Source organism: Pyramidobacter piscolens W5455, from assembly GCF_000177335.1.
Classification (GTDB): Bacteria; Synergistota; Synergistia; order Synergistales; family Dethiosulfovibrionaceae; genus Pyramidobacter; species Pyramidobacter piscolens.
The window spans coordinates 33,353-56,273 of sequence record NZ_ADFP01000011.1 but is presented as its reverse complement, the minus strand read 5'-3'; the positions used below and the strand labels follow the sequence as shown (position 1 = coordinate 56,273).

Genomic DNA, 22,921 nt, shown 5'->3' with positions numbered 1-22,921 from the left:
GCTTTTTTCTCCAGAGCGGAGACGTATTCACGCTCTCTTCGTGATAAAATGTGATTTAAACAGTACGCGCGATAATATCCGTTCCGTTCGGAAGACAGGACGGCAGCATCGCGCGGCGAAACCGACAAACGACGAAAGAGAGCGCCTCCCGATCGCTGGAGAAGCGACGCCGCGCGATGGAGAAAACATGGAAAACGACGACAAAAGATCCTGTCTCTGCAATCTGCCCTGCGCGACCCCCTCGCCGCTGCTTTCCTTTCTGCCCGGGAAGGCTCGCCTGCGGCTGGTCAGGTACTCGTCGCAGAAGGATTGCGCCCGCGGCGAAACGCTGTTCCGCGAGGGCCAGCCGATCCGGTCGGTCCTGTTCATCGTCGCCGGAAAGGTCAAACTCTGCCGCTACGACGCCGAAGGCGAAGAACACATCTTCGACATCCTGCACGACGGCGACACCGTCTGGGACGGTCTGCTCATGGAGAACACCGTCTATCCCTACGCCGCCGTCTGCCTCACTCCCGTCAGGCTGTGCCTGGTCGGCCGCGGCGAATTCCTGCGCCTGCTCGGCGAGCAGCCGCAGATCGCCATGACGCTGATCTCCCTGCTCGGCCGGAAGCTGCGCCAGGCCAACGAAAAGAACCTGCTCCTCTCCGTGCGCGATCCGCGCCTCCGCCTCGCCGGCTTTCTGCTGGACCGCGACCGGCGCTGCATCGGCCCCGACATCGAACTGAAACTCGACGACATCGCCGCCTCCGTCGGCCTGCGTCCGGAAACGGTCAGCCGCGGCCTGAGCCGCTTCGAGAGAGACGGCCTGATCCGCCGTACCGGGCAGGGGCGAATCCTCGTCGTCGACCGCCCGGGGCTGGAAGACATCTATCGGGCCGAGAGCCAAAGTTGACTGCAATCAAGGAATCGTTCCCGAAAAAACGCTATATTGGTCCCGAAGGCGAAAGCCGCAGGGGCGGAAAAAACACGGCGCGGAAAGCCTTCTCAGGTTTTCCGCGCCGTTTCCGTCTCCGCCGTTGGGACAAAAGGGGGAGAGGACAATGTTGCAGGGAAGGATCCATTCCACCGAATCGTTCGGTTCCGTCGACGGGCCGGGCGTCCGTTTCGTGATCTTTTTCAAGGGCTGCGCCATGCGCTGCCGCTACTGCCACAACCCCGACACGTGGGGCTGCCGCGGCGGCGAGCTGAAGACCGCGGCCGAACTGCTCGACCGGGCGGAACGCTACCGCAGCTACTGGGGCAAGGAGGGAGGAATCACCGTCAGCGGCGGCGAGCCACTGCTGCAGATCGACTTTCTGCTGGAACTGTTCAGGGAAGCCAAAAAGCGCGTCATCGACACGGCCGCGCAGCCCTTCACGCGCGAAGAGCCGTTTTTCGGGACCATTGCCGAGCTGATGGAATACACCGACCTGCTCATGGTCGACATCAAGCACATCGACCCCGGACCGCACAAAAAACTGACCGCCTGCGGCAACGAGAACATCCTCGACTGTCTCCGCTGGCTGTCGGGGATCGGCAAGCCCGTGTGGCTCCGGCACGTGCTCGTCCCCGGCGTCACCGACGACGACGGCGCGCTGTTCCGCATGCGGGCCTTCATCGAAACGCTGGCCAACGTCGAAAAGATCGAAGTGCTGCCCTACCACGCCTTCGGCGAGTACAAGTGGAAGCAGAGGGGGCTGCCGTATACGCTGTCCGGCGTCCTGCCGCCGGCGCCCGACCGGGTCGCCAACGCCGAGGCCGTCCTGCGCGGCCAAAAGAGCCCCGGCCGCCCGATCCCGTTCGAAACGATCAAACGCGATCACAATCAGGGAGTCGCCGCGAAAAAGGCGGCACACTGCTGGCACGGCGAGCGGGAGAAAACCGCGCGTCTTCCGTAAAGAAATTTTAACGCGGCCGCCGCGGCCGCTTCAAAGAAAGGGAGCATGAACATGAGGGAAGAATGGAGAGGCTTCACCGGAGCGCATTGGCGCGACGACGTCAACGTCCGCGATTTCATCCAGCGCAATTACAGCCCCTACGACGGCGACGCCGCCTTTTTGGCCGGACCCAGCGCCGCCACCGCCAAGCTGTGGGACGACGTGCAGAAACTGCAAAAGGAGGAGCGCGCCAAAGGCGGCGTGCTCGACATGGAGACCGAGACCGTCTCGTCGATCACGGCCTACGGGCCAGCCTACATCGGCGAGGCCGACAAAGCGCTCGAGAAGATCGTCGGGCTGCAGACCGACAAGCCGCTCAAGCGCGCTTTCATGCCCTACGGCGGCATCAAGATGGCCGAGGAGGCCTGCACGACTTACGGCTACACGCCCAATCCCGAGCTGCACAAAATCTTCACCGAATACCGCAAGACCCACAATCAGGGCGTGTTCGACGCCTACACGCCGGAGATGATCGCCGCCCGCCGCAACAAGATCATCACCGGCCTGCCCGACACTTACGGGCGCGGCCGCATCGTCGGCGACTATCGCCGCGTGGCGCTCTACGGCGTCGATTTCCTGATCGAAAAGAAAAAGGCCGACTTCGCCAACTGCGGCTGCGGCATCATGACCGACGGCGTGATCCGCCAGCGCGAAGAGCTGAGCGAACAGATCCGCGCCCTCGAACAGATGAGGGAGATGGCCGCCGCCTACGGCTTCGACATCTCCCGTCCTGCGCGGAACGCCCGCGAGGCCGTGCAGTGGCTCTATTTCGGCTACCTTGCCGCCGTCAAGAGCCAAAACGGCGCGGCCATGAGCGTGGGGCGCGTCTCCACCTTCCTCGACGTTTACGTCGAGCGCGACCTGCGCGAAGGGACGCTTACCGAGGCGGAAGCGCAGGAGCTGATCGACCAGTTCGTGCTCAAGCTCCGCATCGTCAAGTTCGCGCGCATCCCCTCCTACAATCAGCTTTTCTCCGGCGACCCCATCTGGGCTACGCTGGAACTGGCGGGGCTGGGGCTGGACGGCCGCCACATGACGACCAAAAACGACTTCCGCTTCCTGCATACGCTGGAGAACATGGGGCCCGCGCCCGAGCCGAACCTGACTGTGCTTTACTCTTCGCGCCTGCCGGAGAACTTCAGGCGCTACGCCGCCGCCGTTTCCGTTTCGACCAGCTCCATCCAGTACGAAAACGACGACGTGATGCGTCCCGTCTGGGGCGACGATTACAGCATCTGCTGCTGCGTGTCCGCCACGCAGACCGGCAAGGAGATGCAGTTCTTCGGCGCCCGCGCCAACCTCGCCAAGTGCCTGCTCTACGCCATCAACGGCGGCGTCGACGAGAAGACCGGCGCGCAGGTCGGCCCCGAGTTCCGTCCCATCACCGCGGAGACGCTGGATTACGATGAAGTCATGGCCAAGTTCGACGCGATGCTCGACTGGCTGGCGGGGCTGTACGTCAACACGCTCAACCTGATCCAGTACATGCACGACAAATACTATTACGAGGCCGCCGAGATGGCGCTGATCGACACGGACGTACGGCGCACCTTCGCCACCGGCATCGCCGGATTTTCCCACGTCGTCGACTCGCTCTCGGCCATCAGATACGCGCGCGTGTCCCCCGTCCGCAACGAGCGGGGCGTGACGACGGATTTCAGGATCGAGGGCGACTTCCCGCGCTACGGCAACGACGACGACCGCGCCGACGAGATCGCTGTGTGGCTGCTCAAGACCTTCATGACCAAGCTGCGCCGCTTCCACACCTACCGCGGTTCGGAGCCCACCACGTCGATTTTGACGATCACTTCCAACGTCGTCTACGGCAAAAACACCGGCGCGCTGCCCGACGGCCGCAAAGCCTTCGAACCGCTCTCGCCCGGCGCGAACCCCGCTTACGGCGCGGAAAAGAACGGCCTGCTGGCCTCGCTCAACTCCGTCGCCAAACTGCCCTACGAGTGCGCCCTCGACGGCATCTCCAACACCCAGACCATCAGCCCCGGCGCGCTCGGCCACACGGCGGAAGAGCGCAGCGCCAATCTGGTGCACGTGCTCGACGGCTACTTCGACCGCGGCGCCCATCACCTCAACGTCAACGTCTTCGGCGTCGACAGGCTCCAGGACGCCATGGACCACCCCGAAAAGCCCGAGTACGCCAACTTCACGATCCGCGTTTCCGGCTACGCCGTCAAGTTCATCGACCTCACCCGCGAGCAGCAGCTCGACGTCATCGCCCGTTCCGCCCACGAGCGCATGTAGCTTTCAAACAAAGGGCGCTGCGAAGATGGCGGGAAAAGCGGTACAAAATGAAGAAAGCGCGGCATCCAGTCGGACGCCGCGCTTTTTTTCATCTGTGGGTTTCGCCGCAAAACAACGTTTCTTCGCGGTGCCCTTCCGTCTTGCCTTATCTGGCGGCGTTCTTGACGCGCTCTTCGAAGTTCGTTCTCAGTTCGGCGCGTTCGTCGAGGCAGCGCTGCCAGTTCACGGGCATGGAGTTGGCGACGATGCCGGCGGTGGCGGCCGCGTCGTAGGGCGCTTCGGGGTGATCCTTGCGCACGGAGTGCATCCACGCCTTGACGATGTACTTTTGCCCCTCGGCAGAGAGGAACCAGTCCGTCAATTCCTCGCAGACTTTTTCGTGGCCGTGGGCGCTCCACTCGTCCTTCACGGTCATGATTGGCGAGGGCACGCAGATCGTGCCGTCTTCGGGATAGATCACTTCGATGGCGCTGCCTTCTTCCTCGCGCTTTTTCAGCACCGATTCCTCGAGGATCATGATCTCCTTGCATTCGCCCGTCTCCAGCTTGGTCAGCGCCACCGAGCCGGACTCGACCATGACGCGGTTGGCGCCCAGCCTGTCGTAATACCCGTAGCCGTACTTGTCCTTCAGCGCCGAGATGGCGACCAGCGCCGTGCCCGAGGTGAGCGGGTTGGACATGGAACCGACGCCTTTCATGGATTCGCCGGCGAAATCGCCGAACGTGCGGGGCACGTCTTCTTTCCCGTACTTCTCGGGATTGTACGCCAGGATCATGTTACTGACGCGCACGGGATACCAGCACCCCTCCGCGTCGTATTCGAAGGCCAGATGCGCCGCTTCCTTGGAAACGTAGGGATGCAGGAGGCCCTTCGCCTTCAGCTCCAGCGCGTAGGACGGGTCGGCCACCATGAGGATGTCGCAGCCCAGCTTTTGAGTGTCCATCTCCGCCGCGATCTTGGCCTGCAGTGTGCCGGTGCCGCCGTAGAAGAACTCGACGTCGTAGTCGGGGAACTTTTCCGCGAGCACGTCCGTCATCGCCTCGATGATGTCCTCGTACATCGAGGTGTAGATCGTCACCTTGGGCCTCTCCGCCGCGCCGGCCGCGCCGGCCGTCACCCATACCGCCAGAACCAGAGCCGCAAACTTTTTCATGTGCATCCTCCCGAACCGTTGATTTTTATGGTACGGCCCCAGTCTAACACAAAGAAAGGAAAAATGCAGACGCGCTTTCCGGTTTCCCGGCGCGGAAGAAGCGTCTCGTTTCATCGTTCCCGCCGCAAAGCGCGATTTGGAAAGTTTGCCCTGAAGCGTGCTTTATCGTATATGATGCGGACAAAACGCGAGACGGAAGTTCGGCCCCGCGCCGAACGCCCGAATCGAATTCAAATGAGGAGGCAACGTCATGCCGGGAAATCTGATCGTCTACTATTCGCGCAAGGGGCAGAATTACGTCAACGGCTCGATCGTCAACCTGAAAAAAGGCAACACGGAGGTCGCCGCCGAGTTCGTTCAAAAAGCCGTCGGCGGCGACCTGTTCGAGGTCGAGCCCGTCAAGGACTATGCGGCGGACTACGCCGCCTGCACCGAGGAAGCCCGAGCCGAGCTGCGCGCCAACGCTCGTCCCGCGCTGAAAAGATACCTCGACTCGCTCGACGGCTACGACACGGTTTTCGTCTGCGGCCCCTGCTGGTGGGGCACCTTCCCGATGGCTGTGTTCTCGTTGCTGGAGCGCCTTGACTTCGCCGGCAAAAAAGTGCTGCCGCTGATGACGCACGAGGGCAGCGGCCTCGGCAGCTGCAAACGTTCGCTCAAATCCCTGTGCAAGGGGGCCTCGTTCGGCGCGGGGCTGGCCGTCCACGGCGCCGAAGCGGCCGCCTCCGAAGCCGTTATCGCCGCTTGGGCAAAGGCGAACGTGTGACATCCATCGAAAGACAGGAGGAATTTCGCATGAAAGACGTGATGATTTGGACCGGCGCCGGGCAGATCGGCATGGCCATCGCCCGCCGCGTCGGCTTCGGAATGAAGATCGTCGTCGGCGACAAGCGTCTGGAAAACGCCGAAGCCATCGCCAGGACCATGAATGAGGCCGGATTCGACGCCGTCGCCGTGGAAACCGACATCTCCTCGCGCGACTCGGTGCGCGCCCTGATCGCTGAAGCGCAGCGATACGGCAGGATCACGCGCTTTGTCAACGCCGCCGGCGTATCGCCCAGCCAGGCGCCCGTGCCCGTGATTTTAAAAGTCGACCTTTACGGCACGGCCATGCTGCTTGAAGAAGTGGGCAGCGTCATCGCCCGCGGCGGCACCGGCGTGACCATCTCCAGCCAGTCGGGGCACCGTATGCCGGCGCTCACCCCTGCCGAGGACGAACTGCTGGCCTGCACGCCGGCGGAGGAGTTGCTGTCGCTGCCTCTGCTGCAGCCGAAAAACGTCCGCGACACGCTGCATGCCTATCAGCTGGCCAAACGCTGCAACGTCAAGCGCGTCATGGCCGAAGCGGTCAAGTGGGGCGAGCGCGGCGCGCGCCTCAACTCCATCTCGCCCGGCATCATCGTCACGCCGCTGGCGCTGGACGAATTCAACGGACCGCGCGGCGAATTCTACAGGACCATGTTCGCCAAATGCCCGGCCGGTCGTCCCGGCACCGCCGACGAAGTGGCGAACGTCGCCGAACTGCTCATGGGGCCGCAGGGCGCTTTCATTACCGGCGCCGACTTTCTCGTCGACGGCGGCGCCACGGCTTCGTTTTTTTACGGTCCGCTCAGGCCGCAGAAATGAGAGGGCGCGCCATGAGAAAGCTCGGCGTCGCGCTGGCGTTCGCGTTTTTCGGCTTCGTCGCATCCGACGCGGCGGAAAGGAGAATACCCTTGCAGATCCTCATCGACGGGAAAACCTATGCCGCCGCGCTCGAAGACAACGTCACCGCGCGCGACATCGCCGCGCGCCTGCCTCTGGAACTGGACATGAAACGCTTCGGCGGGCACGAGTTCTACGCCGAGCTGCCCTTCCGCCCGGAGTTCGCCGCGGAACGCACCTCGCAGGTCAAGGCGGGACACCTCTATTACTGGGACGGCTGGAACGCCTTCGTCATCAACTACATCGACAGCGACATTGCCCCCTACGAGGTCGTCCACCTCGGCGAAATCGGCGACAAGAAAGTCTGCGAACGGCTGGCCGCTGCGCCGGAACGGATCGGCGCGCGCGTCGAAAGCGTGTCCGGCGTTGCCGCCGGCGAGAACCCTATTGGCGACTCCGTTGCGGCGAAAAACGTCCCCGGCAATTCGCCGCTCGCATTGTGAAAGAATCGTCGTCTTGCCATGAGAGCCGGCTTCAATGTTATACTGACGCCGGGCGGCGGGGTTCCGTCCCCAATCGAAAATTTTTCACACAGAAAGAGTGGTTCCACATGAAAAAGTTCATTCTCGCGCTGACCGTCCTGGCGCTGGCCGCCGGCTGCGCCCCGGCCGCGCCGCGGGGCAAAACGCTCGTCGCCGTGTTCTCCAAGACCGGCGAGCAGTACCATGTCGGCGTCATTCAAGAAGGCAACACCATGATCGTCGCCAAGATGATCGCCGCCGCCACCGGCGCCGACCTGTTCGAGATCAGGGCCGCCAACGCCTATCCCGAAGGCTACGACGAGACCACCGACATCGCCAGGAAGGAACTGCGCGCGGGCGTGCGCCCCGAACTGGCCGAGGACAAAGATATCGGCGCCTACGACACGGTCTTTCTTGGCTATCCGATCTGGTGGGGCGAAATGCCCATGGCCGTGTTCACCTTCCTCGAATCCCACGACTGGAAGGGCAAAACCGTGGTTCCGTTCGCCACCCACGAAGGCAGCGGCATGGGGCGCACGCAGGAGTCGCTGCAAAAAGCCCTGCCCGACGCCAAGATCCTTGGCGGCCTCGCCGTGCGCGGCGCCGTCGCCCAGAACGAACGCCCTCAGGCCCAACAGGCCGTAACCGAGTGGCTCGCGAAGCTGGGGCTGTGAAGGGGCGCTGCTTCTCGATAAAAGAATCTCACATGGATGTTGTCCTAATTCTCGTTATCAAAAAGGGCTCAGGGGTTCCTTGCCACCCCATGATGGCTCGAAACGGCCGAAACCCTTTGGGACAAAAATATAAATTATAATTTGCATTATGTATTTATAAAAACCTCATCGGCGGCGGCACGCAGAATTATAATTCGTTCGAAAAGCTCTGCGCTTTTTCAACCTGTCCGAAGGGGTTTTTATAAATGGCTGAAATTCAGCAAATTCTCGTGCCGGAGTATTTTCCCAAATTCCAGTGCAAGTGCGGCGCCTGCCGCTCGTGCTGCTGCAAAGGCTGGGGCGTTTGCGTGTCCCGGGACGACTACTTCCGCCTGGTGGGCATGAACTGCACGGCCTCGCTGCGCAAACGCCTGGACCGCGCTTTTTCCGTGCTCGCCGACGCGACGCCCGAACGTTACGCGGGCCTGAACCACGACTGGCGCGGCCGCTGCTACCTGCAGCGGGAAGACGGGTACTGCGCGCTGCAGCGGGAGCGCGGCGAAGCGGCGATCCCCGGCGTGTGCCGGCTCTATCCGCGCGCTCTGCGCGTCTCTTTCGAAGGGGAATGCTCCTGCGCCAACAGCTGCGAGCGCACGCTGGAACTGCTTCTGGAGCAGCGGGAGCCGCTGCGCTTTTTGCTCATCGAAAAGCCCGCTTCGCTGCCCGACTTCCGGATCGGCGAAGACGGCGAACGGGCGCGCCGCGACAGAGAGACGCGCGACCGCTGTCTTGCCGTTCTTCAGGACCGCGGTTGTCCTGTGCCGCGGCGGCTGATGAATTTAGGAGCGCTGGCCGGGCTTGTTCCCGGGGAAGCGGAGCCTGACCGCGCCGCGGCTTTTCGCCTCTGCGCGCTGCTGATGGGCGAACTGGCCTGCGACAGCCTCAGTTTGGGCGACTACGCCCGGGAAGTTTTCGCCCTCTACGGCCTCCCTCTCGATGGGGAAGCGCTCAAGACTGCCGCGGCGGCGGAGCTCGCTCCCGCCGTGGAAAAGTACGTTCGTTTTTCGGAAGACTTCGAGGCGGAATTTCCGGAATGGCCGGTTTTTGCCGAACACCTGCTGGTGAATCACGTGTTCTTTTGCGGCTTCCCCTGTTCCGCGGCGACGGAGTCGCTGAGAAAAGAACTGGCAGCGTTCTGCGCCGTTTACGCTCTGGCGCGTTTTGCAGCTGTCGGCTGGACGCGCGCGCACCGGAGCGCGGAAGCCTTGATCGACGTCTGCGCCGCCGCCTTCCGCTTCATCGAACACGGCAGCTTCGCCCGGAACGCGCCCATCGTGCTGCGCGAAGCCGGCGCGCTCTCGCCCGACGGCGTGGCGAAGCTGGCGCTGGGGTAAAAAAATGAAAACGCAAAGGCAGGAAAGGGAGACGATCTCTCCTTTTCCTGCCTTTCTGTTTCGCGAAATGCCTGGTTATTTGGCGATTTTGAGCGCGTGGTTCCTGGCGATCAGGTCGATGAAGACCAGGTCTTGGTCGTTGTCGTTGCGCAGCGCGTGGCTCTCGCCGGGGCCGGCGATGGTGACGGACTTGGGGCCGACTTCGATCTCCTTGCCGTCGCTGCCGGTAAAAACGCCCGTGCCGGCGATGATGATGTAGGCGTCGTCGTTGTCCACGTGCGGATGCATGCCGATGGAAGCGCCCTTTTTCAGGGTCATCAGGCCGATCTCCTTGATGGCCTGGTCGTCGGTGGCCTGCTCGCGGCGGAAGGCGAACTTGCCGTAGAGCACTCCCGTGCCCTTGCCCGCGCCGGCCTTCTCGACGTTCTTGTCGAAGAGGTCTTTCAGCCGGAAGCATTGGCCGGTGGGGTTCTTCGCGAGCGCTTCAAGGTCGGCGGCGTTGTTCTTGGCGATGATGTCGAGGAACACGAGGTCTTCCTTGGAGAGGTTGGCGAGGCCGTGCGACTGGCCGGGGCGGGCCAGCGTCATGTCGCCGGGGCCGACGACCCAGGCGTTGCCGTTGCCGTCGGTGAAAACGCCCTTGCCGGAGACGATCAGGTAGGCGTCCTCGTTGTCCTTGTGGGAGTGCAGGCCGATGTAGGCGCCGGGCTTCAGCGTCATCCAGCCGATCTCCTTGATCGCGTCGTCTTCGAGCGCCTGCTCGCGGCGGAAGGCGAACTCGCCGTGCAGCGTGCCCATGCCGCCGCCGGCGCCTTTCTTGTCGAGGATGAAGAGCTGTTCGGCCGTGTAGCACTGGCCGTGCTTCTGCGGCTTCAGCTCCACGGCGGCGAAAGCCGCTCCGGCGCCCAGCAGCGCGGCAGCGAGACAGAGCCCGGCACGATATTTTTTCATGAAACACTCCTCCTTCGGAAATAAAAATAACGTTAAGCATGAAAAGTATATATTTATTCCCTGAAAAACGCAAGATTTATGACGGCACGGTGCGGAAAACGGCGTTGCCGATCGGATATTTTGATCGACGAAAAGCGTCAATCTCCCGTCCGTTCGATCCTCTGCAGGATCTCTTCCCATGTCTTTGCGGACTGAGCGCCTGAGAGCGTGTATTTTCCGTCGATGACAAATCCGGGCACGTTGCCGTCCATTCCGCAGCGATCGTTCAGCACGGCATTTTCCCGAAGGCGCTCGCCCCACTCCGGAGCTCCCCACGCGACCTCGAGCGCCCGGGGGCCGAGCCCCGCCGTCATAGCCGCTTCTTCGATCACGGCCTCTTCGGAAATGTTTTTTCCCTCTTCCATATAGGCTCTCCAGATCGCGCGCAGAAAATTTTCTCCCTTGCCGATGGATTTCGCGTACTCGGCGGCGAGCAGGGCCTTGCGCGTGTTGGAGAAAACGTCCCTATCGCGGAAACGGACGCCGTAAGGTGCTCCCATCGCGTTCAGCATGGCGAAGAACTTTTTCGGTTCGGGGATGTGCCAGCTCATGGGCATCCCGCCTTCCGGCGCGTCGGGATGTATTTCCATAAAGAGCAGGGTCACGTCAAGATCGTAACGGCCGCGCAGACTGTCCAAAATCCCTTTGGCCAGGTAACACCATTCGCAAATAACGTCAAGGAACATCGTGACACGGTGCTTTTTTCCGCTTTCGTCCATCTTTTCCTCCTCGTTGTCGGGGTTTTCGATGTGCAGGAAAGGATTTGCCTTTGTCGGGCCGAAACTGTAAAAATATGGGCGCCGCGCGGCAAATGCCGACCGGCGCCCTTGTTCCTTCCGTCCTCCGTATCCCCTGCCCCTGCGTCACTCCTCTTCAAAGAACGCCAGAGTCCGCTCGCGGAAGGGTCTGTAATAATCCCTTTCCACCCAGAGCGCGTGCCCCGCGCCTTTCATGAAATTGCAGGCGGAACCGTTCGGTAGCTTGTCAAGGGCTATTTTGACCCGTCCTTTGTCGACGTACACGTCTTTGTCCCCGAAATGAAGAAGGACGGGGCACGTGGCCGTCTCCGGTTCGATCAGCCATTTGTCCCCTGCAGCCGAGATGTCGCGGTTGCCTCCGTTGGGACGTCCGTGCCCCGCGTCGTTTTTGAACACCTGTTCGACCCACAGACTCACCAAACCGTGCTCCACCGTCGCATAGTCGACTTCCGTATCCGAGCCGTTCACCCTTTGAAACACGCGCACGCAATACGGATAGGAAAGCGTGGTAAAAGGTTCTTTGACCACGGTCGTCGGAAGCGTGCCGCCAAAACAGGGGCCGACCCACGCCATTCTTCGGAACAGTTCGGGACGCATCGCGGAAGCCCGGGCGGAGGTCATGCTTCCCCAAGACCAGCCAAGGACGTTCAGCTTGTCGGCATGCTGGCGCGCGCAGATTTCCCCGGCGACGGCGACAACGTCCTTCGCCGCGTTCTCCGTGTCCACATCGAAACCGTTCTCGTATTTGTCCGACAGCCCATAGCCGCCGTAATCCATGCACCAGACGTTATAACCGTTTCGCGCGAAATAGCGCGCCACGCTGTAATCCTTGTAATCGAGGTCAAATACGTGGTTCGACGACGTCAGACCATGTACGCAAAGCAGGTTCTTCGCGTCGTAGCTGGCCGGACAGAAGCACCTGTTTACGAAGATCTTCTTGCCGTTGTCTTTTCTCCGTACAAAAACGCTTTCAAACGAGAACTCCATGAATGCCTCCTTTTTCACAATCCGAATTCGTTCGCCGCGACTCCCCGAAGTGCCCGCGCATCGTGAGCCGCGCGCCGTATCCGATGTCTGCGCGGCCCCTCCGGCAATCTGTGCGGACATCCGCTTTTTCCCATAGAATCTTAGCCACCGCGTTCCACAAACGTACAGACCATTTTCGCGCCCTTTTCGCCCGCCTGCGCGACGGTCCTCATTTCTGCGAGGCGGTACGTTGCGCCTTCGTAGACGTACTCTTTCCCCACGGAATAGACCGCGCGGAAAACGTCGACCACCGGCGGCGGCAAACGGCCAAAATCGTCGAATTCAAGAACCAGGCCGCTGTCGTTTTTCCGCACGGTCCTCGCGGCCAACGAGGGCGCTCGCAGTTTGACGCGCGCGCCGCCCAACATCAGCGCAACGACGGCGACGATGAAAACGATGCAGTTCAGCGCTGTCATAACAGATTCCTCCCCCGTTTGTGCCGGCTTAATTGGTTCTACCACTTTATTTGAGAAATAATCACACGCCGTTTCCTGCGTCTTTTTTGCCGATCCGGCCGGCCATCAGGCTGATCGTAAAATAATGCTCGTCGATCGCTGCGATGCCTGCCGCTTTGTCGTTATGGATGAAGCTTTCGAAGAGTTTCGTATGAGCTTCGTGCAGCTGCCGCATGCCCTTTTCGGGCATCGACTCCAGCACCTGCCGCACCCACCGCGAGTACACCTCGGAAATGCTGCTCATGACGATCGAAAGGATCTGGTTATCCGCCATTTTTACCAGAGCGTAATGGAACTCGTTGTCCCTCCGGATCCGCTCTTCCAGCGGCTGTTTCATAAAGTCGTCCAGTATTTCGGAGATCTTGCGCAGCTGGTTGTTTTTGTCGGGGTTGCCGAAAGCCAGATCGAAAACGGCCAATTCCGTGCTCTTGCGGTAGTCCGAAATCTCTTTCATGTCGATCTTCCGCAGCAGGAGCATCACGTCGAGAGCACGCTTGACGCTGCCGGAAATGCTGCCAGAAATGTAATTTCCCGAACCATGGCGGCTTTCGACGACGCCCATGTTCTCGAGAGCGCGTACGCCTTCGCGCACGGAGTTCCGACTGATGCAGAGCTCCGCCGAGATCTGCCGCTCCGAGGGGATCTCGCTCCCGACGACTGCCCTGCCTTCGCGGATCTCGCCGATGATGTAGTCTATGACTTTTTCGAACTCTCGCAGACAGGCCATCTGTTCCTCCCCTGACTAATTTTGGTCCTACCACTTTTCACCCGCACAATACTCCTAAAATACATCACTGTCAAGACGGCTATAAGACGCGGCAAAATTTTTCCGGCGTTAAAGCGCAAAAATGACCGCCCGCGCGCTCCAGGGGCCGGTCATTTCCATCACATCACGTTAAAAACGGCGGCGCGCTCCCGTCAGACCAACGGCTGCCGCGGACTGCGGACGTTCAGCATTTCTTCTCCCGCCAATTCTATGAGGTAATAATGTTCGTCGATCGCTTCAAGCCCCGCCGCCTTGTCGTTGTGGAGAAGGCTTTCGTATATTTTCGTATGGGCGTTGTGCAGGCGGCGCATGCCCCGCTCTGGCATCGCGCCGAGCCCCCGCGTCACCCAGCGTCCGTAGATTTCGAAGATCGCGGACATCAGCATCGTCATAACTCCGTTGTCCGTCATTTCGGTCAGCAGATAATGGAACCGCTGATCCAGCCTGATCTGCGTCTCGATATTCTCTTGCGGGAAAGCGCCGAGGACTTCTTTCATCTCCGCCAGCTCGAGCCTTTTGTTCCGATTGCGGAACGCGAGGTCGTAAACCGCCAGCTCCATGCTCTTTCGAAAAGCGCCGACGTCGCGCGGCCCGACGATCCCCAGCATCCGCATGACGTCGAACGTGTGGGTGAAGCCGTTCGATACACTTCCGAATATATAGGGTCCCGACCCGGAACGTTTTTCGACGAGGCAGAGAGTCTCCATCTCGCGAAGGGCCGCGGCGGACTCGCTTTCGGAAACGCCGAGCGCCGCGGCGAGCTCGCCGGCGGACGGAAGTTCCTCTCCGACCTTTATCCGCCCGGCGCGCACTTGCTCGAAAACGTGATCCAGGATCCACGCAAAGCGCTCTGGAACGTTTCTTTTCATCTCGGCCGCCGTCCGTATCTTCATGTCCCGTCCTCCTTTCCGCCTCTTCCGGCGCGGCGCGCAAAAAAGCCGCACGCCGGTCAACGCGCGTGCGGCCCCATAGATTGCGGCTACTTGTTCAGGAAGTCGAGGATCGTCTCCCTGGTCTTCTTGTAGTAATCCTTCTCGAGGTACATGCAGTGGCCGGCGCCGTGCAGGTGAAGAAGCTGAGAACCTTCCGGCAGTTCCTTGGCCGCTTGGTAGACGCGGTCGATATTCACATAGAAATCGCAGTCTCCGGTAACGATCAGAACGGGACACGGGACTTTCTTGGTCTCGACCGACCATTTGTCGCCGCAGCCAAGAATTTCCCTGTTTCCGCCGTTCGGGCGGCCGTGCTTGCCGTCGATCTTGTAGACATGGTCGCACCAAAGTCCTACGATTTCGGGCTCGACAGTGTCCATGTCGACGTCTTCATCGCTGCCGGGAAGATGCTGGAATACCCGAACGACGTACGGATACTGCAGGAAAGTAAACGGATCCTTGCACTCGGCGGGAGGGAAAGCGCCGCCCAGGAACGGTCCCATCCAGACGATCTTGCTGATATGGGTACTCTTGTCGAGTTCGGCGGCCTTCGCCGTCGTCATGGTTCCCCAGGACCAGCCGACGACGGGGACCTTCTCGACCTTCTGGAGTTCGCAGATTTTCTCCACAGCGCAGAGGATATCTTTCGCAGCGTTCTCGGTCGTGACGTCGAAACCGTTTTCGTATTCTTCCGAACGTCCGTATCCGCCGAGATCGACGCGCCACACCGTGTAGCCGTTTTTCGCAAAATATTCGCAGACGCTGTAATCCTTGTACTTGATGTCAAAAACGTGCTGGGTGTAGGTCAAACCGTGTACGAGCAGTACATTCTTGTCGCCCCAGCTGGCGGGACAGTCAAATTTCGTAAAGTACAGTTTCTTGCCATTGTCTTTCCTTGCCAGATCGATCACTTCGCAATTGTACTTCATAAAACCGTCTCCTTTCAGGTCTTTCGATGAACGCTGGATTCCCGGCGCTCTCTCGTTAAAAACATCATACTATGCGCGCTTTCCGTCCGCATTCTTCACATAACGAAATTGTCTCCATTTTGCGCAGTTGTGAAAAATGCTCATCTTTGGCCATTTACTCCTCGATAAGCGTGTGCTGTCCAGCTTCCGGTTTTTCTTCCAGCATGTCGAGAGCCTTTTCCAAGCGTTCCTCGCGGTATTTGAATTCCTGCTCCTTCGGCAGTTTCGGGTTCCCAAAGACGTGCAGGACGCTGTTGCCCCTGAGGATCCTGTGACTGCCGATCCCCTTGGAGATTTCCGTCAGGTTCGTCACGTGGATGACCGGGATGCCGGCACGTTCGATCTCTTTCGTCATCACTGCACCGCAGCGTGAAGACGTGCCTCACGTGCTGGTCAGGATGACCGCGTCGACATCCTGCTTGCGCAAGTCCGCGGCGATCTCGCTGCCGAATTTTTTGCCCATTTCCATCGGCGTCATCACGCCGGCCGTCGTGTAGTACGAATCCAGCAATTCGCCGATCACGCCCTTCTTCTTGAGATCAAGCGCTGCGTCCACGGGAACGAGGCGGTTCGGGTCGTCCAACACGAAAGCGTTGTTGTAGCCTTGGTGGCTGACTTCGTAATCTTTTGCGTCAAGGCGCGCCACGTTGCCGATTCTGTATTTGTTGAAGGTCTTGGAATTGGTCGGCACCATGCTGTCCGGATTGCCCTTGGGTACAAGCCCCCCGTCCGTGACCAGAGCGAGTTTGATCTCTTTCAGCGGTTTATGCAGCACCGGAAGCGGGATCTCCTCGTGATTCGGCATGCGGACTTCCGTCGCGAAGGGCTTGTTATGATATTTGGCAAGCAGCATATTCACTCCCCGGCGGCTGGCGGGAACGGAATAATCGATCTCCACGGCGGGACCGGAGCCATGGTAGCCTTCCTTCTTCCCGTCGCCGATTGGGCTTCCCGCCGCAAGCCGTTTGGCGAACGCCGCCAGCTTGGGAAGCGTTTGCCGCATGCCCGCCGCGCTGTTGTCGGTCTGCAGGATGTAACAGCGGTCCTTGTAAAGATCCGTGCCGGGATTTTCGGAGTATAGCGCGGTCACCGCGGGAAGTTTCATCTTTTCCGTTACGTAGGCAGTCGAAGCGCCGCAGCCGATCCCGTAACGTCCCGCGTTAAAGCCGGGCCCGGCGATGAACAGCTGGGCGTCGTACTTCCGGATCAGCTTGTCGAATTCGGCGAGAATCTCGTCTGTTTTTTCGGCGATCGTGTTGTCGCCGCAGATGATCGTCGCAACGATCTTATAGTCGTCCCCCAGTTCCTTCTGCAGCCCGAGTCCGGGGCCAACCGGCTCCTCTCTGACGGAAACGCCGACGCTCGCGGTATCTTCCGCGCCCATGCCGGCGAAGAACTGATTGATGTAGTGCACCACTCTGATCGGTTCAGACATGTCGATTCCTCCTTTCCCGGTCACTTGGAGTAGGGAAGGTCCGCGTCCGTCGTCACGTAACAGTCGCCGAGCTGCGACCAGATCCCTTGATACGCGAAGTTCGTCGTATGCGTGAACGGCCCCTTCGCGTCCACGCCCAGCAGCGAGGGCACGTTCGTCCCCTCCCCGATCAGGCGCTCCACGCGCGGATGGTGCAGATCGTAGTTCCGGCCGCTGTTGATGACCGCGTCGATCCTCGGGTCGGCGATGACCAGCATGTCGCCGGGCCTGTCGTTGGAAACGGCGCTCAGATTCATCACGCACCGCATGCCCATCTTCTCTTCCCAGTTGAAGGCGAGCGCCTGATCCAGCTGGCAGTGCCCCATGCCGGACTTGTTGACGATGACGCAGTCCGCCTTCAGCGTTTCCTTGCAGAGCGTCGCCGCAATCATGCCCATGGTATCCTTGCCGTCGATCTTCATGACGTTGTTGGAGAAGACCACGCCGGCAAAATCAATATCTTTGCCGTGGCGTTCCATCAGTTCCTTGATGTAGATCTCTTCCTGCAGGAAGTAGTTCGGCTCCCAGTAGCGCCAGATCATCGCTCCGTCCAATATCTCGGTCGGCTGCACGACGATCGGCAGGAAGTTCAGCGCGCTCTGCCCGTACATCAGGAAGTTCCAGGTATCGTGCGAGGCCATGTGGACGACGTGATACGCCACCCGGGGAAGCGGCTTGCCGTCGGGGCCCGGGCCTACCGGACCGAGCTGGTACGTTTTCGTCTCGTCCGGGGTTTCGCCGATGCCGAGTTTTGCCAGACGGACGTTGATCGTCAGGGACGCGTATTTCAGCGCTTCCGCATAGCTCAGGTCGCTGACCCCTTCCGCCGGTTCGGCGTCCAGGATCACGTGGAAGTGGCGCGAAAAGTTCGTGTACCTGGCGCACTCTCCGCCCATGTCAAGATAGTATTTGACGTTGCACTTGGCGTAGTAAATGTCGGAAACGACCACGCCCTTGAGCGCCACCGTGCGTCCCTCGCCCACGGGGGCGAGTTTCCCCCAAATGCCGGGATACGACGTCTCGGGCGCGTCCGCTTTGCACCGGGGCTGCATAATGTCGTGGATGCCGAGGATGCGGCAGTTTTCGCCGGGACGGGCCAGTTTGATGTCCAGCTTTCCGAACAGCTCGCTGCCCGCCATATCCAGCAGTTCCTGTTTGTCGATGGTCAGGACGCCGTGATCGAGCGCCGTTCGGTCCCCGAACTTCACGTCTTTAATGTGGATGTAATCAATCTGCAATCTCTTGCTCATTGATTTTCCTCTCCTTTCCGTTTACATCGTCGCACAATGTTTCGCCGGAACTCTTTCATACGCACATTCTCCATCCGCACAAAAAAACAGACAATAGGCAAAGGACGCCTATGTCTGTTTTCTTTACATATTATTAATCTGTTCAAAAAGACCTCGCTCAAGCGTCATCCGGCACGTCTAGGCAAAGTCCGCGCACAGCCTGCGCAGCGCCGAGCAGACGATGCGCCGCCGCCGTCGGCGTTCCTCCTGCTGCGAAAGCCCCGCAAAACCAACCGGACTCCCCACGCTGGCGCCCTTTTCGACGTGCCGCACGCCCATGCTCCACGCGATCTCCGTGAGGTTCGTGATCTGCACTGCGGGAATCCCGCGATCTTCCAGCGCAAGCGCGATGCAGGCGCCGCATCGCGTGCTGGTTCCACAGGTTGAAACAATAAGCACGGCGTCAATCGAACAGGCCGACACGCGGACGGCAATCTCGCGCCCTATCCTGCGCGCCGTCTCGGAAGGCATCATGACGCCCGTCGTCGACAGAAAACGCGGATAAACGCCGCCGATCTCCCCTGCGCGCGTCATCTCCCGCAGGATATCCAGCGGGAGCAGGCGGTTCGGGTCTTCGTCGACGTCGCCGTGATCGTAGCCCTGATGAGACACTTCGTATTCTTCGGCTTTGAATCGCTCTGCAAAACCGAAACCATAGGCGTGGAACTCCCGCGCGTTGGACGGCGGCAGGCAGTCGGGATTCCCTTTCGGCACCAGCCCCCCGTCCGTGACCATCATGATCCGCGCCGCCGCGAGCGGAACGGAAAGAACCGGCGTCACGTGCTCTTCCGGTACGGGCATTTTCACTTCCGAGCAAAACTTTTCCCCGTAATACTTGGCGAGCAACATGTCGAGACAGCGTTTGGGCGCCGGCGTATGGTACGCGATGAACGGGATGACGTTATCCCGCGCCTCGCCCGATTCCTCCGTCACAGAATAAATGATTTCCGCTTTGTTCATGACGCCTGTATTCCCCCAATGTTTTTCGTCGCACCGCCGCGTTTCGATATCTGTTTATTTTCGGACATGATGGCGTACATCTCGCTCTGTACGCGGAATATCTCGCTGACTTGCTCGAAATAACTCCTGTAATTGTCGCGCATCCCCGCATGGATCCAGTCCCGCATCAGCCCCACCAGAGCGTGAGCGTTCATTTTCGCGTAAACGGTGATCTCGTACTCGCTCAGCTTGAACCCGGACGCCGCATACACCATGTCGATGTTGAGCTTCCACAGTTCGAAGAAAAAATCCGTCAAATGCTGGTACAACGAATCCTGACCGTCGTACTGCATGCAGGGGTAGTAAAACTTCTTCCTCCGGTACATAAAACCGCACATGGACACAAACGTTTCGGGAATGCGCATGGGGTCGTCATAATTTTCCACGTTCTTCGCCATGTCGTCGTCTAGGATCCAGTTCATCAGCTCGTACTTGTCCTTGAAGTGATAATAGAATGTATTCCGGCTGATGCCGCAGGCTTCAGTAACGTCCTTTACGGGGATCTTCGAAAACTGCCTCTCCAGGAGAAGGCTCTCCAGCGTCGAAGCGATCGCTTCCTTCGTAATAAGATTTACAGACATTTTCCGTCTTCTCCTTCCTGGCCGGTTCGGATCGACGCTGCATATCGTTTCGGCACGTTTGGAATACAGATATTCCCATGAAAATTACATGCTTTTAACAATCTATTACATACATTTTATAGCACACTTTCGGTTTAAAAAAAAGGGATTTTCCATTCTTCCACGTTATAATTTGCGCATATCGTGATACTGTACGATTTTTGTGCATTTTTTCGCATGCACGTCGGGGCTGTGTTAAAAATTCATACATTTCCAGAGTCTGTACGGTTCATATTTTTTCGCAAACACGTACTATAAGGGCGACGTCGGAACGTCCTTTCATCAAATCTCATCGCGGCCTTTATTCCCTGCGCTTCCGGGGGCACAAGGCGAAAGGAGACTTACCCGCATGTATGCATTGATTGCCGCCGTACCGATCTTGCTCACTATCGTCTTCATGGTCTTTATGAACTGGTCCGCCAAACGATCGCTGATCATTTCATGGCTCGCGGCTTTTGCTGTCGCGTGCTCCGTCTGGGGCATGGGGATCGGAGAAGCCGCCGCCCGAACGGTCGCCGGCTTCCTGGCTTCTTTCGAAACGAGCGCCATCATTTTCGGGGCCATCCTGCTGATGAACGTGCTCAAGCAGTCGGGTGCCATGGCTTCCATCAACGGAATGTTCTCCGGCATCACCGAAGACGCGCGTCTTCAGGCTATCATCGTCGGCTACTGCTTCGCCGGATTTATCGAGGGGGCGGCGGGGTTCGGCACGCCGGCCGCCTTGGGCGCGCCGATTCTGATCAGCCTGGGATTTCCCCCTCTCGCCGCGGCGGCGATCTGCCTCGTCTGCAACTCGACGCCTGTCAACCCCGGCCCTGTCGGCGTGCCGCTGCTCACGGCTTCCAAAGTCGTTGCGGACGCGGTGAAACATCTCGGCGGCGATCCCGAAAAATTCACGACGGTGCTGACACGCTGGGTCTGCATCCCGAACATGATCGGCGGTCTGTTTATCATCATGGCCGTCGTCTTCATGATGTGTAAGGCGTTCGGGAAGAACCGTTCGTTCAGGGACGCCGTCCCTGCCGTTCCGTTTTGCCTGCTCACCGGCGTCGTCGTTGGCTCGATCTACATCGTCATGTCGTTCTTCGCCGCCCCCGAATTGATTTCCATGACGGCTTTCCTCGGCGGCATGATCGTGATGATGTTCTGCGCGAAAAAAGGCGTCTGCGTCCCCAAAAAGGTCTGGACCTTCGACGGCTACAAAGAATGGGGCGAGCCCTCCTGGCAGTCCACCACAGTTGTCACATCCGTCAAGGACAAGAGCATGAAGCCACTTCTGGCCTGGACGCCCTACATCGTCATCGGCGTTATCCTGGTGCTGACGAGGCTGAACGCTTTCGGCCTCAAAACCCTTTTTAACAACGATCCGTTTATCCTGCGCGTCGGGAACATCCTCGGCTTCGAGGGAATCGGCTGGGACTTCAAATTCCTGTACAACCCCGGCATCATGCCCTTCGTCCTCGTCGCAATCCTGACGGTTCCGCTGCACCGCATGTCGCGGGAAGAGACCAAAATCGCCGTCGTAGATTCCGTGAAAAACTGGTCCGGCGCGGCCACAGCCTTGCTGTTCGGCGTCGCCATGGTCAACCTGTACCGCTACACGTCGAGCGCGCAAATCGGGGCGGCTGTCGCCGGCGCCGCGGCGGGCTCGGAGTTCACGTTCAAGAACAGCTCGATGCTCTACGTCATGGCCGACGCGCTGGCGAAACTCTTCCAGGGGACTTACTTCATTATCGCTCCGCTCATCGGCGTTCTCGGAGCGTTCATGTCGGGTTCCTGCACGGTGTCAAACACGCTGTTCGCTTCGCTGCAGTTCGAGACCGCGACCCTCGTCGGCCTGTCCCAGGTCCTCATCGTGGCGCTCCAGACCATGGGCGGCGGCATCGGCAACATGATCTGCGTCAACAATATCGTTGCAGTCTGCGCCACCACCGGCACCAACGGCAACGAAGGCAAGCTGATCCGTACGAACATCCTTCCCTGCCTGGTCTATGCCGCTGTCGTCGCGGCGGTAGTCGGGCTCCTTCTGGCCGCCGGGGTCGATCCGATGCCGGAACTACTGACACAGTAGCAACTCTATGGACGACGTATCGATGAGAAAGCTCGAAAAGAGTTCCATCTGCAATACGCGTTGGGGTGAGGCGAACGACGTCGTTCGCCTCACCCCAACGCGTATTGTGGAACCGGAGAACTTCATCCCGCGGAAACAACGAAGGACCGGGAACGTTCTTCTGATACTACTTCTTTATAGTATAGCCAAAGTCCCCGTAACTCAGTTATAACGCCTCCGAGGTGATATAGAATGTCCGTGAAATACGAGATCACATCAGAACAGCAAGCGGAAATCGAAGCCGCGCGGAAAAAGAATCGCAACAAGAAGATCAAAGCCAAACTGAGAATCCTCAGCTTGCGCGCCGGGGGGAAAACCTTGAAAGAAATCAGCGAAATCACGGAATACCACTTCACGAACGTCAGCAAGATCATCTCGCAGTTTATCGATCGCGGCCTCTCGTATATGCTGCATGCCATTACCTTGGCAACCATCGGAACATGACCTGTGAGCAGGAAGAAGCCGTACTTGCGCCTTATCTGGAGAAAGCCGAGAAAGGAGAAATCGTTTCGGTGGCGGAAATAGCCCATCAGACCGCGGTGGGACATACTATCAGTCCGACTCATATTTATGCGGTCCTGAAACGTCATGACTGGAGAAAAGTCATGCCGCGCAGCCATTACCCCAAGAAAGCGCGCGAGGAGGCCATCGAGGCCTCAAAAAAAATTAACGCTCAAGTTCAGGAATTAAAAGAGTTATCCACATCAGGGAACGTCAGACCGATGTTCCAGGACGAAGCCGGCTTCGGCAGGATCGACAAGCCCAAATACTGCTGGTACAGAAGGCGTCCGCCCGAACGTTCCCTGCCTTCACATCCGCGAATACCGCTATGCTTACGGCGCCATAGAGCTGCTTACGGGAGAAAGCCTCTTTTTGATCATGCCCAGCTGCGACAGCGATTGTATGAACATTATCCTGCGGGAACTTTCACGCCGATTTCCGGAAGATCATATTCTGCTCTGCTGTGACGGAGCCGCTTGGCACAAGTCCAAAG

Annotated in this window: 23 protein-coding genes; 11 read left to right on the top strand and 12 right to left on the bottom strand. The window is 59.4% G+C overall.

Annotated elements, in window-relative coordinates; translation table 11 throughout:
* Positions 1 to 187: 187 nt before the first annotated feature.
* From HMPREF7215_RS00925 to pflB, 3 genes are all read left to right on the top strand, one after another.
* Positions 188 to 892, top strand: coding sequence for a Crp/Fnr family transcriptional regulator (locus HMPREF7215_RS00925; RefSeq protein ID WP_009163684.1), 705 nt, complete (start codon positions 188 to 190; stop codon positions 890 to 892).
* Positions 893 to 1,040: 148 nt separating this feature from the next.
* A complete protein-coding gene (gene pflA, locus HMPREF7215_RS00920; protein ID WP_040549989.1) occupies positions 1,041 to 1,877 on the top strand; it encodes a pyruvate formate-lyase-activating protein in 837 nt (278 codons plus the stop codon).
* A 51-nt stretch (positions 1,878 to 1,928) separates the two neighbouring features.
* Positions 1,929 to 4,175 (top strand): formate C-acetyltransferase, encoded by a 2,247-nt coding sequence (gene pflB / locus HMPREF7215_RS00915; RefSeq protein WP_009163681.1) that lies wholly within the window; start codon positions 1,929 to 1,931, stop codon positions 4,173 to 4,175.
* A 145-nt stretch (positions 4,176 to 4,320) separates the two neighbouring features.
* Here pflB and HMPREF7215_RS00910 read toward each other — a convergent pair whose 3' ends face one another.
* Positions 4,321 to 5,328, bottom strand: a complete 1,008-nt coding sequence (locus HMPREF7215_RS00910; RefSeq protein WP_009163680.1) for an ABC transporter substrate-binding protein — start codon at positions 5,326 to 5,328, stop codon at positions 4,321 to 4,323.
* A 250-nt stretch (positions 5,329 to 5,578) separates the two neighbouring features.
* Here HMPREF7215_RS00910 and HMPREF7215_RS00905 point away from each other — a divergent pair, with 250 nt between their 5' ends.
* The 5 genes from HMPREF7215_RS00905 to fliB all read left to right on the top strand — a co-directional run bounded on the left by HMPREF7215_RS00905 (position 5,579) and on the right by fliB (position 9,540).
* On the top strand, positions 5,579 to 6,094 hold the full coding sequence (locus HMPREF7215_RS00905; protein ID WP_009163679.1) for a flavodoxin: 516 nt from the start codon (positions 5,579 to 5,581) through the stop codon (positions 6,092 to 6,094).
* A 29-nt stretch (positions 6,095 to 6,123) separates the two neighbouring features.
* A complete protein-coding gene (locus tag HMPREF7215_RS00900; RefSeq protein ID WP_009163678.1) occupies positions 6,124 to 6,954 on the top strand; it encodes an SDR family oxidoreductase in 831 nt (276 codons plus the stop codon).
* Between the two features lie 11 nt (positions 6,955 to 6,965).
* The gene (locus HMPREF7215_RS12215) at positions 6,966 to 7,475 is read left to right on the top strand and encodes a cyclophilin-like fold protein (protein WP_009163677.1); all 510 of its coding nucleotides are present in this window, start codon (positions 6,966 to 6,968) and stop codon (positions 7,473 to 7,475) included.
* Between the two features lie 107 nt (positions 7,476 to 7,582).
* Positions 7,583 to 8,167, top strand: coding sequence for a flavodoxin (locus HMPREF7215_RS00890; RefSeq protein ID WP_009163676.1), 585 nt, complete (start codon positions 7,583 to 7,585; stop codon positions 8,165 to 8,167).
* A 245-nt stretch (positions 8,168 to 8,412) separates the two neighbouring features.
* Complete coding sequence (gene fliB, locus HMPREF7215_RS00885) at positions 8,413 to 9,540, top strand: flagellin lysine-N-methylase (RefSeq protein WP_009163675.1); 1,128 nt, start codon at positions 8,413 to 8,415, stop codon at positions 9,538 to 9,540.
* A gap of 75 nt (positions 9,541 to 9,615) precedes the next feature.
* On the opposite strand, the gene HMPREF7215_RS00880 is transcribed toward fliB, so the two are convergent.
* The 11 genes from HMPREF7215_RS00880 to HMPREF7215_RS00825 all read right to left on the bottom strand — a co-directional run bounded on the left by HMPREF7215_RS00880 (position 9,616) and on the right by HMPREF7215_RS00825 (position 19,778).
* Positions 9,616 to 10,491 carry a cupin domain-containing protein gene (locus HMPREF7215_RS00880; RefSeq protein WP_009163674.1) on the bottom strand — a complete coding sequence of 292 codons (876 nt, stop codon included), beginning with the start codon at positions 10,489 to 10,491 and terminating at the stop codon, positions 9,616 to 9,618.
* Positions 10,492 to 10,628: 137 nt separating this feature from the next.
* Positions 10,629 to 11,249: a DsbA family oxidoreductase gene (locus HMPREF7215_RS12210; RefSeq protein WP_009163673.1), complete on the bottom strand. Its 621-nt coding sequence runs from the start codon at positions 11,247 to 11,249 to the stop codon at positions 10,629 to 10,631.
* 144 nt (positions 11,250 to 11,393) lie between these two features.
* Positions 11,394 to 12,275: an alpha/beta fold hydrolase gene (locus HMPREF7215_RS00870; RefSeq protein ID WP_009163672.1), complete on the bottom strand. Its 882-nt coding sequence runs from the start codon at positions 12,273 to 12,275 to the stop codon at positions 11,394 to 11,396.
* A 140-nt stretch (positions 12,276 to 12,415) separates the two neighbouring features.
* The gene (locus HMPREF7215_RS00865; protein ID WP_009163671.1) at positions 12,416 to 12,730 is read right to left on the bottom strand and encodes a hypothetical protein; all 315 of its coding nucleotides are present in this window, start codon (positions 12,728 to 12,730) and stop codon (positions 12,416 to 12,418) included.
* Positions 12,731 to 12,791: 61 nt separating this feature from the next.
* Positions 12,792 to 13,496 (bottom strand): FadR/GntR family transcriptional regulator, encoded by a 705-nt coding sequence (locus tag HMPREF7215_RS00860; protein WP_009163670.1) that lies wholly within the window; start codon positions 13,494 to 13,496, stop codon positions 12,792 to 12,794.
* 191 nt (positions 13,497 to 13,687) lie between these two features.
* A complete protein-coding gene (locus HMPREF7215_RS00855) occupies positions 13,688 to 14,428 on the bottom strand; it encodes a FadR/GntR family transcriptional regulator (protein ID WP_009163669.1) in 741 nt (246 codons plus the stop codon).
* 86 nt (positions 14,429 to 14,514) lie between these two features.
* Positions 14,515 to 15,396: an alpha/beta hydrolase gene (locus HMPREF7215_RS00850; RefSeq protein ID WP_009163668.1), complete on the bottom strand. Its 882-nt coding sequence runs from the start codon at positions 15,394 to 15,396 to the stop codon at positions 14,515 to 14,517.
* A 154-nt stretch (positions 15,397 to 15,550) separates the two neighbouring features.
* Positions 15,551 to 16,870, bottom strand: a complete 1,320-nt coding sequence (locus tag HMPREF7215_RS00840) for a glycine/betaine/sarcosine/D-proline family reductase selenoprotein B (protein ID WP_269621650.1) — start codon at positions 16,868 to 16,870, stop codon at positions 15,551 to 15,553.
* A gap of 20 nt (positions 16,871 to 16,890) precedes the next feature.
* Positions 16,891 to 18,159: a glycine/sarcosine/betaine reductase component B subunit gene (locus HMPREF7215_RS00835; protein WP_009163665.1), complete on the bottom strand. Its 1,269-nt coding sequence runs from the start codon at positions 18,157 to 18,159 to the stop codon at positions 16,891 to 16,893.
* Positions 18,160 to 18,336: 177 nt separating this feature from the next.
* Positions 18,337 to 19,158, bottom strand: coding sequence for a glycine/betaine/sarcosine/D-proline family reductase selenoprotein B (locus tag HMPREF7215_RS00830; RefSeq protein ID WP_009163664.1), 822 nt, complete (start codon positions 19,156 to 19,158; stop codon positions 18,337 to 18,339).
* Positions 19,155 to 19,778 (bottom strand): TetR/AcrR family transcriptional regulator C-terminal domain-containing protein, encoded by a 624-nt coding sequence (locus HMPREF7215_RS00825; RefSeq protein ID WP_009163663.1) that lies wholly within the window; start codon positions 19,776 to 19,778, stop codon positions 19,155 to 19,157. The genes HMPREF7215_RS00830 and HMPREF7215_RS00825 overlap by 4 nt, the downstream gene beginning before the upstream one ends.
* Positions 19,779 to 20,166: 388 nt before the next feature.
* Between HMPREF7215_RS00825 and HMPREF7215_RS00820 the strand changes: the two genes are divergently transcribed.
* From HMPREF7215_RS00820 to HMPREF7215_RS13755, 3 genes are all read left to right on the top strand, one after another.
* Entirely contained in the window at positions 20,167 to 21,888 is a 1,722-nt protein-coding gene (locus HMPREF7215_RS00820; protein WP_009163662.1) for an L-lactate permease, read from the top strand.
* A gap of 231 nt (positions 21,889 to 22,119) precedes the next feature.
* The gene (locus HMPREF7215_RS13760; RefSeq protein ID WP_009163661.1) at positions 22,120 to 22,371 is read left to right on the top strand and encodes a hypothetical protein; all 252 of its coding nucleotides are present in this window, start codon (positions 22,120 to 22,122) and stop codon (positions 22,369 to 22,371) included.
* The gene (locus tag HMPREF7215_RS13755; protein ID WP_009163660.1) at positions 22,368 to 22,895 is read left to right on the top strand and encodes a winged helix-turn-helix domain-containing protein; all 528 of its coding nucleotides are present in this window, start codon (positions 22,368 to 22,370) and stop codon (positions 22,893 to 22,895) included. The genes HMPREF7215_RS13760 and HMPREF7215_RS13755 overlap by 4 nt, the downstream gene beginning before the upstream one ends.
* Positions 22,896 to 22,921 lie beyond the last annotated feature (26 nt).